This window comes from Rhizobium sp. P2_G2, assembly GCF_056403555.1.
The window spans coordinates 1-14669 of record NZ_JBFUFF010000070.1; the positions used below are offsets into that span (position 1 = coordinate 1).

12 protein-coding genes are annotated in these 14669 nt (G+C 61.7%); all 12 read right to left on the minus strand.

The window, feature by feature from the left end:
* Window positions 1-181 precede the first annotated feature (181 nt).
* The 12 genes from ftsZ to murD all read right to left on the minus strand — a co-directional run bounded on the left by ftsZ (window position 182) and on the right by murD (window position 14667).
* Window positions 182-1993: a cell division protein FtsZ gene (gene ftsZ, locus AC1D06_RS30850; protein WP_477989749.1), complete on the minus strand. Its 1812-nt coding sequence runs from the start codon at window positions 1991-1993 to the stop codon at window positions 182-184.
* Between the two features lie 185 nt (window positions 1994-2178).
* Window positions 2179-3507 carry a cell division protein FtsA gene (gene ftsA / locus AC1D06_RS30855; protein WP_477989750.1) on the minus strand — a complete coding sequence of 443 codons (1329 nt, stop codon included), beginning with the start codon at window positions 3505-3507 and terminating at the stop codon, window positions 2179-2181.
* Window positions 3504-4433 (minus strand): cell division protein FtsQ/DivIB, encoded by a 930-nt coding sequence (locus AC1D06_RS30860; protein WP_477989751.1) that lies wholly within the window; start codon window positions 4431-4433, stop codon window positions 3504-3506. The genes ftsA and AC1D06_RS30860 overlap by 4 nt, the downstream gene beginning before the upstream one ends.
* Window positions 4421-5347, minus strand: coding sequence for a D-alanine--D-alanine ligase (locus AC1D06_RS30865; RefSeq protein WP_477989752.1), 927 nt, complete (start codon window positions 5345-5347; stop codon window positions 4421-4423). Before AC1D06_RS30865 ends, AC1D06_RS30860 begins: the two co-directional genes overlap by 13 nt.
* Window positions 5348-5510: 163 nt before the next feature.
* On the minus strand, window positions 5511-5936 hold the full coding sequence (locus AC1D06_RS30870; RefSeq protein WP_477989753.1) for a type II toxin-antitoxin system RelE/ParE family toxin: 426 nt from the start codon (window positions 5934-5936) through the stop codon (window positions 5511-5513).
* A 72-nt stretch (window positions 5937-6008) separates the two neighbouring features.
* On the minus strand, window positions 6009-7346 hold the full coding sequence (locus tag AC1D06_RS30875) for a GGDEF domain-containing protein (protein WP_477989754.1): 1338 nt from the start codon (window positions 7344-7346) through the stop codon (window positions 6009-6011).
* Window positions 7347-7544: 198 nt separating this feature from the next.
* Window positions 7545-8375, minus strand: coding sequence for a GGDEF domain-containing protein (locus AC1D06_RS30880; protein ID WP_477989755.1), 831 nt, complete (start codon window positions 8373-8375; stop codon window positions 7545-7547).
* Between the two features lie 111 nt (window positions 8376-8486).
* Window positions 8487-9452: a UDP-N-acetylmuramate dehydrogenase gene (gene murB / locus AC1D06_RS30885; RefSeq protein WP_477989756.1), complete on the minus strand. Its 966-nt coding sequence runs from the start codon at window positions 9450-9452 to the stop codon at window positions 8487-8489.
* Window positions 9449-10861, minus strand: coding sequence for a UDP-N-acetylmuramate--L-alanine ligase (murC, locus tag AC1D06_RS30890; protein WP_477877870.1), 1413 nt, complete (start codon window positions 10859-10861; stop codon window positions 9449-9451). Before murC ends, murB begins: the two co-directional genes overlap by 4 nt.
* Complete coding sequence (gene murG / locus AC1D06_RS30895) at window positions 10858-11985, minus strand: undecaprenyldiphospho-muramoylpentapeptide beta-N-acetylglucosaminyltransferase (protein WP_477877871.1); 1128 nt, start codon at window positions 11983-11985, stop codon at window positions 10858-10860. Before murG ends, murC begins: the two co-directional genes overlap by 4 nt.
* A 3-nt stretch (window positions 11986-11988) precedes the next feature.
* Entirely contained in the window at window positions 11989-13149 is a 1161-nt protein-coding gene (gene ftsW, locus AC1D06_RS30900; RefSeq protein WP_477877872.1) for a putative lipid II flippase FtsW, read from the minus strand.
* Between the two features lie 129 nt (window positions 13150-13278).
* A complete protein-coding gene (murD, locus tag AC1D06_RS30905; protein ID WP_477989757.1) occupies window positions 13279-14667 on the minus strand; it encodes a UDP-N-acetylmuramoyl-L-alanine--D-glutamate ligase in 1389 nt (462 codons plus the stop codon).
* Window positions 14668-14669 lie beyond the last annotated feature (2 nt).

Sequence of the window (14669 nt, forward strand, 5' to 3'; positions counted from 1 at the left end):
TTCGATCCACGCTTCCTCCCCACGGTCAGTCGCCCTTCCGCAGTTGCGCTTCTCTTCGCTCGCCATGACCAGCTTACGGTGGGACTTCCACCCACAAGAATGCGCCCATGCTGGGCGCACAACTGAAAAGGCCCGGAAATTCCGGGCCTTTCGAATCCTTGAGAAGTGTGGGGCAAACGCCTCAGTTTGTCTGGCGGCGCAGGAAGGCGGGGATATCGAATTCCTCGTTTTCCTGACCGCGCTGCGCGGTCGGAACCACCCTGCCCTGGTCGTCGAGATTGCCGCGGCGCGGTGCGTAGAGGCTCGCTTCGGGCGACAGGGTACGACGGGCCTGGGCGGCGGCGGCCTGTGCTTCGGCAGCCGGCACTTCGTCTTCCCTGCGGCCGAGCGATGAGGTCAGGCGCTTCAAGAGGCCCATCGGGCCACGTTCCTCGGTGTGAGTCGTGGGCGCAACACCGGCGCGATGTTCGATCTCGGCCTTCACCACGGGCGGGAAGTCCTCGACCTTCGGCATGCGGGACGTTTCAGCCTCGGCACGCACCTGCGCCATCAGCGACGGTTCGACGCGCGGCTGCGGCTGTGCGTAAACCGGCGCCGGCTCAGACTGGGGCACAGCCATGCGCGGCTGCATCTGCGGCTCGACATGCGTCTGCATCGGCGGCTGGTGCATCACCGGCTGCATTACCGGCGCGACCGGCTGCGGGGCAGGTTCGACGGCGGGCGACGTGAACAGACGGCTCTGCGGACGGAAGCTTTCCTGTGTCGGTGCCTGCAACTCGTTCATCAGCGGCTGGGCGACAGCAATTTCGAGCTCGCGCTCCATGTCCATCTCGGCGGCGCGAATCTGCTCCGCAATCGGATCAGGCTGATAGGCCGGCTGCTGCAGCACAGGCTGCGGCGCCACCGGCTGCGGCGTGATCACGGCGGCAGGTGCCGCGGCGACCGGCTGCTGAGCCTGCACCTGGGGACGGGCAACCGGCCGTGCAACCGGCCTTACCTCAAAAGGGCGCGGATCAGCCGCTCCTGCCGCGCGATCGATACCGGTCGCGACGACAGAGACGCGGATGATGCCTTCCAATGCTTCGTCGAATGTGGCGCCGAGGATGATATTGGCGTCTGCATCGACTTCTTCGCGGATACGGGTCGCAGCCTCGTCGACTTCGAAGAGGGTCATGTCGCGACCGCCGGTGATCGAGATCAGCAGGCCTTGCGAGCCCTTCATCGAGGTCTCGTCGAGCAGCGGGTTGGCGATCGCCGCTTCCGCAGCGGCCAGAGCACGGCCCTCGCCGGATGATTCGCCGGTACCCATCATCGCACGACCCATTTCCCGCATGATCGAGCGGACGTCGGCGAAGTCGAGATTGATCAGGCCTTCCTTGACCATGAGATCGGTGATGCAGGCAACGCCCGAATAGAGGACCTGGTCAGCCATGGCGAAGGCATCGGCGAAGGTCGTCTTGTCGTTGGCGATCCGGAAGAGGTTCTGATTCGGGATGACGATCAGGGTATCGACCGACTTCTGCAATTCGGAAATGCCGTTGTCGGCAATGCGCATGCGGCGCTGGCCTTCGAAATGGAACGGCTTGGTGACGACGCCTACCGTCAGGATGCCCTTGGAACGGGCCGCCTGCGCCACGACCGGCGCCGCACCGGTGCCGGTGCCGCCGCCCATGCCCGCGGTGACGAAGCACATATGCGTGCCAGAGAGATGATCGATGATCTCGTCGAGGCATTCCTCGGCGGCCGCACGGCCGACTTCCGGCTGCGAGCCGGCGCCGAGACCTTCGGTCACCTGCACGCCCATCTGGATGATGCGTTCGGCGCGTGTCATCGCCAGTGCCTGCGCGTCCGTATTGGCGACGACGAAGTCGACGCCTTGCAGGCCAGCGCTGATCATGTTGTTGACGGCGTTGCCGCCGCCGCCGCCGACACCGAACACGGTGATGCGAGGCTTCAGCTCGGTAATATCCGGCTTCTGCAATTTGATGGTCATGGTAACCGCCTTTCCTCTATCAGGGCCGGTCGCCATACCGGCCTCAAGTCCTTGATCGCCGGGCATGCCGCCGATCCGTTGTCACTGCCAGGACGGGCGCCCAAGCACGCCGCCCCGATTCTTAAGCACTTTGTCTAGCGCATGTTCATTTCCCGAAACCGGTGACCAGTTTCGGCAGACATGCGCTAGAAACTACTCTTCAGCCATTGGCCGACCCGCGCGATCCGGCCATTGCCGCCGGCCAGCGCCGACAGCATGCCTTCCGCGGCATGGATTTCGATGTCCGCGAACTGCGGGTAGATCAACAGCCCCACCGCCGTGGAGAATGCCGGTCCCTTTGCCGCAGGCGGCAGGCCCTTGATGCCCATCGGCCGGCCAATGCGGACGTTGCGGGCAAGAATCTGCCGCGCCAGATCCGGCAGGCCCGGCAGCTGGCTGGCGCCACCCGTCAGGACGACGCGCTTTCCGACGATCGGGCTGAAGCCCGAGGCGCGGATGCGGTCGCGAATCATTTCCAGCGTCTCCTCGACGCGGGCGCGCACGATCTTGCCGACCAGCCCGCGCGGGATTTGCGCCGGCTGCTCGTGATCGTCCTCGCTGATCGGCGGCACCGGAACCAGTTCGCGATCGTCGACGAGGTTGGAGAGCGCCGAACCATGCACGACCTTGATTCGCTCCGCGTCCTCGATCCTTGTGGAAAGACCGCGCGCCAGGTCGGTGGTGATGTGATGCCCGCCCAGACCGATCGCATCGGCATGCACGAGCTTGCCCTCGGCGAAGACCGAGATCGTCGTCGTGCCGCCACCCATGTCGATCGCAGCACAGCCGAGTTCGAGCTCGTCGTCGACCAATGCGGCGAGACCGGAGGCATAAGGTGTCGCCACCATGCCCTCGACGGAAAGATGCGCGCGATTGACGCAGAGCTCGATATTCTTGACCGCCATGCGTTCGGCCGTCAGCACATGCATGTCGACGCCCAGCGTATCGCCATACATCGACACCGGATCGCCGATGCCGCGCTCGCCATCGAGCGAAAAGCCCGTCGGCAGCGAATGCAATACGGCGCGCTCATTGCGCTGCGACTGCTGGCAGGCGGCGACGAGAACCTTACGGACATCGTCATTGTCGACTTCCTGGCCGCCGAGATCGATCGAGGCGGTATAGACATCGCTCTGCAGACGACCCGCCGAGACATTAACGATCAGGCTGTCGACGGTGAGCTTCGCCTGCCGCTCGGCGGTGTCGACGGCATTGCGGATAACGCTTTCGAGCGCGTCGAGATCGGAGATCACGCCGGACTTGATGCCACGCGATTTCTGGTGGCCGATGCCGATGATCTCGATCTTGTGGGTGCGGCCCGGCAGCACTTCCGAAGGATCGCGCGGCGTCAACCGGCCGATCATGCAGACCACCTTGGTCGAGCCGATATCGAGCACCGAGACGACATGCGCCTTCTTGGAGGGCAAAGGCTTGAGGCGCGGCGCGGAACCATTGGGAGTGCGGAAAATGCTCATATCGCATCCTCCTTCTTCAGTTGCTTGGCCCGTGCTTCGACTGCCTTGGCGCGGCGCGCCGCAGCCTCCGGCGACAGTTGGATGGTGGTGCGGTCGTCAAGCCGGAAATCGACAGCAAGCACGTCGCGCTCGAGCAGTTGATGATCATGGTCAAGCTGGGAAAGCTCCGCCATCGCCCGCCCCATATTCGCCTCAGGCAGCTTGACGACAATGCCGTTGTCGAGATGCAGATCCCAGCGACGGCCGGCGACACGTACGAAAGCCTTGATGCGCTTCTTGATGTCGGGCCATTTGTCGAAGTCGGCCGTGATCTCTCCGGCGTCCGAGCCAGCATCCGTTCCGACGAAGAGCGGCAAATAGGCGAATTTGTTGTCGCGCAGGGGTGCGATCACACTGCCGTCCTTCTGGATGAGCGACAATGCATCTTCATGCTGCCAGATGCCGAACGCGGTCTTTTCCTTGAGCTTGATGTCGATCGTATCCGGATAGATCTTGCGCACCTCGGCATCGAGCACCCACGGCAGGGTCTTGAGCTTGTCGCGCGTCTCGGCGACGTCGAGCGCCATCAGCGACGTCGTGCCGTCGAGGCCGAGCCGTTCGAGGATGTCGATCTCGGAGGTCTGGGCATTGCCCGAGACCCGGACATTGTTGATCGCAAAGCCTGCCGCCGACGTCACCGCCTGCGCCACGTCGGCCGATTCGCCGGTAATCGAAAAGGCGTAGGCGCATGTCAGTCCATAGAAGGCAAGCAGCGAAACCGTACCCGCATGCCGCGGGATATCGATACGACCCGCCGCAAGGCTGCACAGGAAACGCCAGCTACGCCGAAGCGGCCGCGGCAGCACCATGCGCTCGCCGCCGGACGCCGGGTCAGGCTCCAGCCAGTCCATCTTGCCCGCCGATCTAAAGGACTTCAACGCAAACACGACGCGTCCTCCACCATCCATCGAAGAAACTCACCAAAGGAATGGCCAGCATGCTGGGCCATTTCGGGCACCAGCGAGGTCGGAGTCATGCCGGGCTGGGTGTTGATTTCCAGCCAGATCAGTTCACCTTCTTCGGAGAAGCGATCGTCGTAACGGAAGTCGGATCGACTGACCCCGCGGCAACCCATCGCCTTGTGCGCCGTAAGGGCCAATGTTTGTACTTTTTGGTAAATTTTCGGTGAAATTTGTGCCGGAATCACATGTTTTGATCCACCGGATACATATTTGGAATCATAATCATAAAAGCTGTGGCCTTGCGGCACGATTTCGGTGACGCCAAGGGCGACATCACCCATCACGCCGCAGGTCAGCTCGCGCCCGGCAATATAGCGCTCGACCATGACCGTCTCGCCGTATTTCCATTCCGACGAGGTGATCACCTGCGGCGGGTGGCTCTGGTCTTCCTTGACGATGACGACACCGAAGCTCGACCCCTCACGCACCGGCTTGACCACATAGGGCGGCTTCATCGGATGCGCCGAGGTGAAATCGAAGCGGCTCATCACCTTGGCTTCGGCGACGGGAATGCCATGCGTCTTGGCAATGCGCTTGGCTTGAGACTTGTCCATCGCCAGCGCCGACGCGAGCACGCCGGAATGCGTATAGGGAATTTCGAGATATTCGAGCATGCCCTGGATCGTACCGTCCTCGCCGAACGGCCCATGCAGCGCGTTGAAGGCGACGTCCGGCTTGAGGTCGGCCAGAACCGTGGCGATGTCATGCCCGACATCCACCCGACTCACTCGATAACCTTCAGCCTCAAGCGCGCCAGCGCAGGCATTTCCCGACGAAAGGCTCACCGGCCGCTCGGAAGAGAACCCACCCAACAACACCGCGACATGCTTCGCATCCATTCACACTTCCCCAAGACTTGATCATCAGTCTAGCCATCCGCCCTTGCATGAGACTGGCGCGCCTGCGCGTCTGCTAATGCAACGGATTCGTCTCAGGGCATAAAAAACGATTAAGGTTAACGAGTGGTTTACTTTTGTTAATTTTTTGTGGGGAACTGCATGATCAGGATTTTGATTGTCCAGGCATAGGAGCGATCTCGGAGAAGTTTCTGATCGAGACCGCGCCATCGGGAAAGTGCGCGGTATGATCGTCATAAAGCGCATCGGCGATCGGTATCATCGTTTCGTAAAACCGATCGACGCCAACCTTGCATCCAGCAACGAGCGGAATTGCAGTGCGACGCGGATCGAAGGCATAGAAAACCCTATTGGGCTGCCCGCGTGCTGAATCCGCAATTCTCGCATATGCGCATGCCTCGAATTTTCGATCCCCGATGAGTAAGCGAAACGGCAATTGCTGACTCTTCGTCTCCAGGAGGCCAACAACTCGGTCGATATCATCCTGAACCATCTCGGCGAGGTCCTGATACCAATCGCCAAACTCATTCGTATACTCGACAATCCATGGCACAGAAATATATTCCTTCAATGGAATAATATCCCGCTTCTGAGCCCGCGACGTTCGAGCACGGGCGCAGATCGAACATGAAGTTTGATTTGCCTAGGTATAACCGGGAAAATTCATCCGCCGCCGGATCTCGTCGGTGTCGAAGATCACGCAATCCCGACCCGCGTGCTTGGCGGCATAAAGCGCTCGGTCAGCACGCGATATGGTGGTCTCGACTGATTCTGCTCCACTGGCCCTGAGCGCGCCGCCGATGCTGACCGTGACCGGGATGCTGATCCCGCTGCAGCAGAATGGCTGCGCCGAGATCTGTATCCTGAGGCGTTCACCGATGTCGCGCGCCTGCTCGGCATCCGCTCCGGTCAGCAGAATGAGGAATTCCTCTCCCCCCATCCGGGCCAAAAGATCGCCCTTGCAAACCGAACCACGACAGCGATCTGTAAATTCGCGCAACACCAGATCGCCCAGCCCATGACCATACGCATCGTTGATCTGTTTGAAATGGTCGATGTCGAGCATCAGCACTGCCACGGCCGAAGACCGGTCGCTTGCGTGGCGATAAACACCTTCCGCCTCCTCGAAGAAGCGCCGCCGGTTGATCACGCCGGTCAGCGGATCGGTCTCGGCCAGCACCTTGAGCTCCCGGGCATAGGCAACCTCGCGGGTCACGTCGAGATAGAGGTTGACGTTGAAATTGCCGATCGTGCGGTGGCGGAACTGGATCGTGCGCACCATCCCGCTCTTGGTCGTGACATCGAGGTCGAACGGTGTCATCTCGCGATTTTCCGCGCGCGCCGTTGCGAGAGATGTCTCCCATAAGGTCTTGGCGTGGAGGCGATAGTCGGGGTCTGGGTAGACGAGCCGCCACCACTCGTCGATGTCTTCGATCTCGTCCTGCGAATAGCCGAACATCTGGTGGAAGCTCGAATTGGCAAACTGGATCTGGTCGTCGGTTCCGGCAATCTCGAAGCCGAAGGGCAACCAGTCGAGCATGGCGATCACATTCTCCTGCCAGCCGGCAAGCGCGACCGATCCTTGCGGCGGTGCATCCATGAAGGTGAAAAGCCTGAGCGCCTCACCCTCGACGGTAATCTTGGTGACCTGCACCATGAGCACCCGCTCCTGCCCATGTACCTGGGCACGGATGAGGAAAGGTTCGCCGGGCACACCCTCCGGCGCGGTGTTCCAGATATGCGCGAGCAGGCTCGTGGCCTCGTCACCGACAAGCGCCTGGATGGGCGACTGGAACAGGCTCTCCTCGTCGACGCCGAAGAACACGGCGGCATTGCGATTGGCGGCACGGATCGTCAGCGATTGCTTTTCAAGCACCACCAACGGCGCACCGACGCAGGCGAGCCAGAAATCGAGGTCCGCGCGCGACCTGCCATAGGTCGCGGTCTCGCCATCAATTGCCTTGGGTTTGGGGATGCTCATCCGATCCAGTGCCGTCCTTCGTCAGGCAGGAGCCGCACCGCGGTCAGGCGGCGTCGGCTGGGTCAGTCTCTCGATATGGGGCCATTGTCATGCAAGCCCGCTTGCCCGACGATAGAGGATCAATGTAACCAAACCGTATATTCTAATGAACGGATATGAGTTGAAGACATAGTCATCCGCGGCCTGAAGAATACACCGTCAAATGGCAATCTTGTCTTCGCCATTTTCATTCGATGGCATGATTGCGGCGATCTCTTCGGCATGGACGACCCGGTTGCGCCCCATGGCCTTGGCGACATACAAGGCCTTGTCCGCTTTGGTGAACAGCATCGAATAGCTCAGCTTGCCGTTGCCCTCGGAGACGCCGGCGGAAATCGTGACCGTGATTTCCCTACCATCGGCCTCGAATATGTGCAGCGCCATCGCCTCGCGGAAGAGATTCACTGCCTGCACCGTCTCGTCGCTGGTTTGCCGGCGCAGGATGACGCCGAATTCCTCGCCGCCCAGCCGGGAAACGGTGTTTTCGGCGCCGAACGCGCCGCGAAGCAAATGAGACACCTCGACCAGAACATCGTCACCGGCCTTGTGGCCATGCGTATCGTTGATCGATTTGAACCGGTCGATGTCAAACACCGCGAGCGTATAGGGTTCATCCAGTGTGGCGATCACCTCTACGAAGGCACGGCGGTTGAGCAATCCGGTCAGCGGATCGATGCGTGACAGGCGCTCGAATTCGTTGCGCGAAACCGCAAGATCGAAAATTGCGGAACCGACGAAATAATATGCGAGGAAAGAGATCGGACCGGCCACGAATGCGGTGACGATCGTGTCCGACCACGGATTGGGCGGCAGCGCGACGTCGAAAATCCCCAGCCGCCCGAACGCCTGGTAGACGGCAAAGTTTAGGATGACGGCGGCAAGGGTCGTCCATAAGGTCCTGTGGCAGGCGAACCGAAAGACGTCCCCTCTCCGCGAGAATTCGCCAAAGGCGATCCTCTTCGCGATCCAATTTTTGAGGAAGGAAATCATCTGTACCGCCCGATAGCTCGCAGCATTTTGCTGGCCACATCTTAAGATCGGGTTGCTTAGATACGCCTAATATTAGTGTTGCCCGGCTTTTTGTCAGCCGGGCGCGGAGGCTCAGCCGGGCGTGAACGCTTTGACTTCGTAGCCGGGCATGAACAAGCCGAGGCGCTTGATCTCCCATTCGAGCAGGATGCCGGAATGCTCATAGACCCGCTGGCGCACTGTCTCACCCAGATTCTCCAGGTCGTAGCCGGAGGCGTGGCCGATATTGATCATGAAATTGCAGTGCAGAGGCGACATTTGCGCACCGCCGATCTGCAGGCCGCGGCAGCCGGCCTCGTCGATCAGCTTCCAGGCCGAATGGCCTTCCGGATTCTTGAAGGTCGAGCCGCCGGTTTTCTCACGCACGGGCTGGACCGTCTCGCGATGATGCCGCACGGCATCCATTTCACTGCGGATCTTCGCCTTGTCGTCCGCATGGCCTTCGAAGATACCGTGGGTAAAGATCAGTCCTTCGGGCGCCGCCGAATGGCGATAGGTATAATGCATGTCGGCATTGGTCAGCGTGACGCGATTGCCCCGCCGGTCGAGAGCCTCGATACCGACGATGCGGTCCTTGGTCTCGCTGCCATTGGCGCCGGCATTCATCGTAATGGCGCCGCCGATCGAGCCGGGAATACCGTAGTAGAAAGCGAACCCTCCGATGCCATGGTCGAGCGCCATGGCCGCGATGTTCTTGTCGGGGCAGATGGCACCGGCGCGGATGCGATTGTCACCAGCGAGCTCGACATCGCCGAACCCTTTGGCCGATAGTCGAAGCACGACACCCTCGATGCCGCCGTCGCGCACCAGGAGGTTGGAGCCGACGCCGATCACGGTGATCGGCACATCATCCGGCAACACCTTCAGGAACGCGGCGAGGTCGTCGACGTCATGCGGCTGAAACATCAGTTCCGCCAGTCCGCCGKCGCGAAACCAGGTCACGCGGTCCATCGGCGCATCTGGCGTCAGACGGCCCCGAACATCCTTCATTGCATCGCCCAGGCGGGCGAGCAGCTTTACACCATCAACCTGCTTCATGCCTTCCTTCCCAAAGCCGCCAGCTCCTTTGGCAGAGCGGCTGCCCAATTCGTAATGTTTCCAGCCCCCAACATTACCACGAAATCACCCGGCTGGGCGATGGCCGCAACATAGGGCGCCAAGGCCTCTGGCGTCGGCAGAAAACGGGCATCGCGATGACCGGCCGATTTGATGCGCGAGACGAGTTCTTCCGCCGTCACCCCGGGGATCGCGTCCTCGCCCGCCGAATAGATCGGCGCGATAAAGATCGTGTCAGCCTCGTTGAAGCAGGAGGCAAAATCCTCGAACAGGCTCGCCACACGGCTGTAGCGATGCGGTTGGTGAACAGCGATGACGCGTCCCGTGCAGGTGTCGCGCGCGGCGCGAAGCACCGCCCTGATCTCGACCGGATGGTGGCCGTAATCGTCGAACACTTTCACGCCATTCCATTCGCCGGTGAAGGTGAAGCGGCGCTTGACGCCGGCAAAACCGGCCAGACCACGCCGGATCGCTTCCTCGCTGATGCCCAGCCGGTTTGCGACAGCGACGGCAGCGGTGGCGTTGGAGACATTGTGACGGCCGGGCATCGGCAGCGTCAGCCCATTGAGCTCGATCACCCGCCCCGTCCGGCGGCGGCGGATCTCGACATCGAACACCGAAGTGCTGCCTTCATAGCGGACATTCTTGAAACGGACATCGGCCTGCGGGTTCTCGCCATAGGTGACGACCTTACGGTCCTCGATCTTGGAAACCATCGTCTGGACTTCAGGATGGTCGAGGCACATGACGCCGAAACCATAGAACGGCACGTTCTCGACGAACTGCCGGAAGGCGGCACGGGCATTGTCGAACGTGCCGTAATGGTCGAGATGCTCCGGATCAATATTGGTGACCACGGCAACGTCGGCGGGCAGTTTCAGGAACGTGCCGTCCGATTCGTCGGCCTCGACCACCATCCACTCACCCTCGCCCATGCGCGCATTGGTGCCATAGGCATTGATGATGCCGCCGTTGATCACGGTCGGGTCAAGCCCGCCAGCTTCCAGCAACGTGCCGACCATCGACGTCGTCGTGGTCTTGCCATGCGTACCTCCGATGGCGATCGCATTGCGGAAGCGCATCAGTTCAGCCAGCATTTCGGCGCGGCGCACGACCGGCAGCAGTTTTTCACGCGCAGCGACCAGTTCAGGATTGTTCTTCCGGATCGCCGTCGACACGACCACGACTTCGGCATCGCCAAGATTCTCCGCCCTGTGGCCGACGGACACGTCGATGCCCTTGGCGCGCAGGCGCTGCACATTGGCGCTGTCGGCCTGGTCGGAGCCCTGCACCTTGTGGCCGAGATTGTGCAGCACTTCGGCAATGCCGCTCATGCCGATGCCGCCGATGCCGATGAAGTGAACGAGCCCGATGCTCTGGGGCATTTTCATACGCGAGATACCTCTTTGAATTTTGTCACCGGCTCGCCATTGGCGACCGCCTCGACCAGATCGGCGAGGATCTCTGCCGCATGCGGCTTGCCGGTTTCCCTGGCAGCAGCGGCGATGCCGGCTAGGCGCTCTGGCTCGGCCATGGCCGCGCCGATGATTTTCGAAAGCTTTTCTGCCGACAGCGCCGATTGTGCGATCACTTCCGCCCCGCCCTTGGCCTTGAGCGCCGCGGCATTGGCGGCTTGGTCATGGTCGAGCGCGTAAGGGTAAGGCACCAGCACCGATGGGCGGCCGATGACGGCGAGTTCGGAGACGGTCGAGGCGCCGGAACGGCAGATCACCAGATTGGCATTGGCGATCTTCGCCGGCATATCGCCGAAGAAGGGCGAAACCTCGGCCTGCATGCCAAGCTTTACATAGGAAGCCGTCACTGCATCCTTGTCCTCAGGCCGGGCCTGTTGAACGATGCTGAGCCGCTTGCGCAGGTCCTCGCCGAGAATGCAGACGGCCGACGGGATGGCGGTAGAGAAGAACTGCGCCCCTTGGCTGCCGCCGAAGACAACGAGATTGAACGGATCATTCGCCTCGGACGGATGATAAGGGGTCTCCGCCGCGGCGATCACGCCCGGCCGCACCGGATTGCCGGTCACCACGGTCTTCGCCGCATATCGGCCGCTGCCCTCCGGCAGGAAACCGCCGGCGATGGCCTTGACCTTGTTGGCGAGCATCTTGTTGGCGCGGCCCATGACGGCATTCTGCTCATGGATCATCGTTGGGATGTTCATGCCGGAGGCTGCGAGCAGCGGTGGCACGGTCGGGTAACCGCCGAAGCCGACCACGGCCTTGGGCTTCAGCCGCGTGAACAGCGCACGCGCCGTGCGAATGCCGCGCCAGAGCTTGTAGAGCGCCTTGGCCACCGCAATCGGATTCTTCGAACCAATGGTCGCCGAGGGTACGACATGAATGTCGTCGGCCGGAAACTTTCCGGCAAAGCGTTCCGCGCGGCTGTCCGTGACCAGATGCACCGCATAGCCGCGCGCCTTCAGCGCATGGCCCAGTGCCTCCGCCGGAAACAGATGGCCGCCGGTTCCGCCGGCTGCCAGCACGATCAAGCCTTTATCCATACCTTACTCCGCGGCCGGCAGAGCCTGGGGCGCGGAACGGAAAAGGCTGCGTTCCTGCGCGCGTTTCTCCGGCCTGTGGCGTGTCAGCGCCAGGATGAAACCGGCCGTCACGCATATGGCAATCTGCGACGATCCGCCATAGGAAATCAGCGGCAGCGTCATGCCTTTTGCCGGCAGCAGCTGCAGATTGACGCCGATATTGATGATCGACTGGAAGCCGATCTGCAGCACCAAGCCGGCCACGGCAAAGCGGGTGAAGTCGTTGCGGTCGCGGAAGGCATGCGCGAGCCCCCGCATGACGATGAAGAGATAGAGCCCCACCAGCGCCATACAGAAGATGATGCCGAATTCCTCGGCGGCGACGGAAAAGACGAAGTCGGTATGGCTGTCGGGCAGGATGCGCTTGACRATGCCTTCGCCTGGTCCCGTGCCCAGCCAATGGCCGCGCGTGATCGCATCATGGGCGGTGTCGACCTGGAACGTATTGCCCTCGCCGGTCATGAACTGGTTTATTCGACCCGCCACGTGCGGGAAGACGACATAGGCGAAGAACAGGAGGCCGCCGGCGCCAGCGGCCATGACGATGATCCAGAGCCAGGGCATGCCGGCCATGAAGAACATCGAACCCCAGACGCCAGTCGTCAGCATGGTCTGGCCGAGATCCGGCTCGGCGACCAGGAGCGCCGCAACAATGACGAAAATGAGCAGCGCGAACAGATTGCCTGGAATTTCCGGCTGCCGCTGATGTTCGGCGAACAGCCAGGCGCAGACGACGACGAAGCAGGGCTTCATGAATTCGGAAGGCTGGATTGACAGGACAGAGATCGTGATCCAGCGCCGCGAACCCTTGACCTCCATGCCGATGAACAGCACCGCCACCATCATCAGCACCATGATCACGAACATGATCATGGCCGTGCGGCGCACCTGGCGCGGCGACAGGAAGGACAGGCCGAACATCACGCCCAGCGACGGCAGCATGAACATGGCGTGCCGCTCGACGAAATGGAACGGCTCAAGCCCGATGCGCTCGGCGACGGCCGGCGACGCAGCGAAGGAGAGCATGAAGCCGATGCCGAGCAGCAGGATGAAGACGGCGAGGAAGAACCGGTCGATCGTCCAGAACCATTCAGCCAGAGGCCCTCTTTCCGCCCTGCTTACCATCCCCGTCATCCTTCTCATTCACGCCAAGAAAGGCGAATATCCCCGCGACAATGCAGAGAAATCACTTAATATCTCATTAACCACGCTGTACTTGAGCATATGCTTATAAACCGGACCCAGGCTTGTGGGTCAGATCAGCATCGAAACACCGTCGAGCCCACGGACGAGATCGACGAAATGGTCGCCACGGACTTCGAAATTCTTGAACTGGTCGAAACTGGCGCAGGCCGGCGACAGCATCACGACCGCGCCTGCCTCGTCCTTCTCGGCATCCTGTGCAGCATGCGCCACCGCCCGCTCTAGCGTGCCGGAGATTTCGTAAGCGACATCGGTGCCGAGCGTGGCGGCAAATTGCGGTGCGGCCTCGCCGATCAGATAGGCCTTGGCAATGCGGCCATAGAGCGGCTTCAGGCTGGTAATCCCACCTTCCTTGGGCAGGCCGCCGGCGATCCAGTAAATGTGCTCGTAGCTTGAGAGCGCCGGTGCTGCCGCATCCGCATTCGTCGCCTTGGAATCGTTGACGAACACCACGCTGCCACGCCGCGCCACCGGCTGCATGCGGTGCTTGAGACCCGGGAAACTCTTGAGGCCGGCGCGGATGTCATCTTCACTGACGCCGACAGCCAGGCAGGCGCCGATGGCGGCGGCTGCGTTCTGTGCATTGTGCGCGCCGCGCAGCGTCTGGATGCCGTCGAGATCGGCGACCAGCCGCGCCTTGCCGTCCGTGGCATGCATGATCTTCTGGCCATCGGCATAAAGGCCGTTCGTCACCGGATGCCGGCGGGAAATCCTCACCGTCCGTACCCCGGCCCGTTCGACCCGATCGGCAATCAGGCTGCAATAGCTATCGTCATCGCCGATGATGGCCGTCTCGGAGCCGGCAACCAGCCGCTCCTTGACGTCGGCATAGTGTTGCATCGTGCCATGCCGGTCGAGATGGTCGGGCGTCAGGTTGAGCAGGATACCGGCAGACGGATTGATCGTCGGCGCCAGATCGATCTGGTAGGACGAGCATTCGACGACATAATAGCGGTTCGCCGCCGGCGGATCGAGCGTCAGCACCGCCGTGCCGATATTGCCGCCGAGCTGCGTGTCGCGGCCGGACGACTTTAATATATGGGCAATCAGCGCCGTCGTGGTCGACTTGCCATTGGTGCCGGTAATGGCGATGAACGGGCAAGCCGGCGCATGCGCACGCCGCTCGCGGACAAAGAGCTCGACATCGCCGATGATATCGACACCGGCGGCATGCGCCAGGTCCACGGTCCAATGCGGCTTGGGATGGGTCAGCGGCACGCCCGGCGACAGCACGAAAGCGGCAAATTGCGACCAGTCCGCCTGCCGCAGATCCCCCGTGCCTAACCCCTTGGAGCTTGCCTTTTCGACCGAGTCCGGATTGTCATCCCAGGCCGTGACGATCGCGCCGCCAGCTGCAAGCGCCTCCGCCGTGGCAAGACCGGAGCCGCCGAGGCCGAACAACGCGACTTTCCTGTCCCTAAGCGTGGTGATCGCAATCATTC

What these genes read in the sequence shown, in the direction of transcription:
- ftsZ (WP_477989749.1), bottom strand. Translation starts at nt 1,993, where the DNA reads ATGACCATCAAATTGCAGAAGCCGGATATTACCGAGCTGAAGCCTCGC.
- murG (WP_477877871.1), bottom strand. Translation starts at nt 11,985, where the DNA reads ATGGATAAAGGCTTGATCGTGCTGGCAGCCGGCGGAACCGGCGGCCAT.
- murD (WP_477989757.1), bottom strand. Translation starts at nt 14,667, where the DNA reads ATGATTGCGATCACCACGCTTAGGGACAGGAAAGTCGCGTTGTTCGGC.
- AC1D06_RS30875 (WP_477989754.1), bottom strand. Translation starts at nt 7,346, where the DNA reads ATGAGCATCCCCAAACCCAAGGCAATTGATGGCGAGACCGCGACCTAT.
- AC1D06_RS30880 (WP_477989755.1), bottom strand. Translation starts at nt 8,375, where the DNA reads ATGATTTCCTTCCTCAAAAATTGGATCGCGAAGAGGATCGCCTTTGGC.
- AC1D06_RS30865 (WP_477989752.1), bottom strand. Translation starts at nt 5,347, where the DNA reads ATGGATGCGAAGCATGTCGCGGTGTTGTTGGGTGGGTTCTCTTCCGAG.
- murC (WP_477877870.1), bottom strand. Translation starts at nt 10,861, where the DNA reads ATGAAAATGCCCCAGAGCATCGGGCTCGTTCACTTCATCGGCATCGGC.
- ftsA (WP_477989750.1), bottom strand. Translation starts at nt 3,507, where the DNA reads ATGAGCATTTTCCGCACTCCCAATGGTTCCGCGCCGCGCCTCAAGCCT.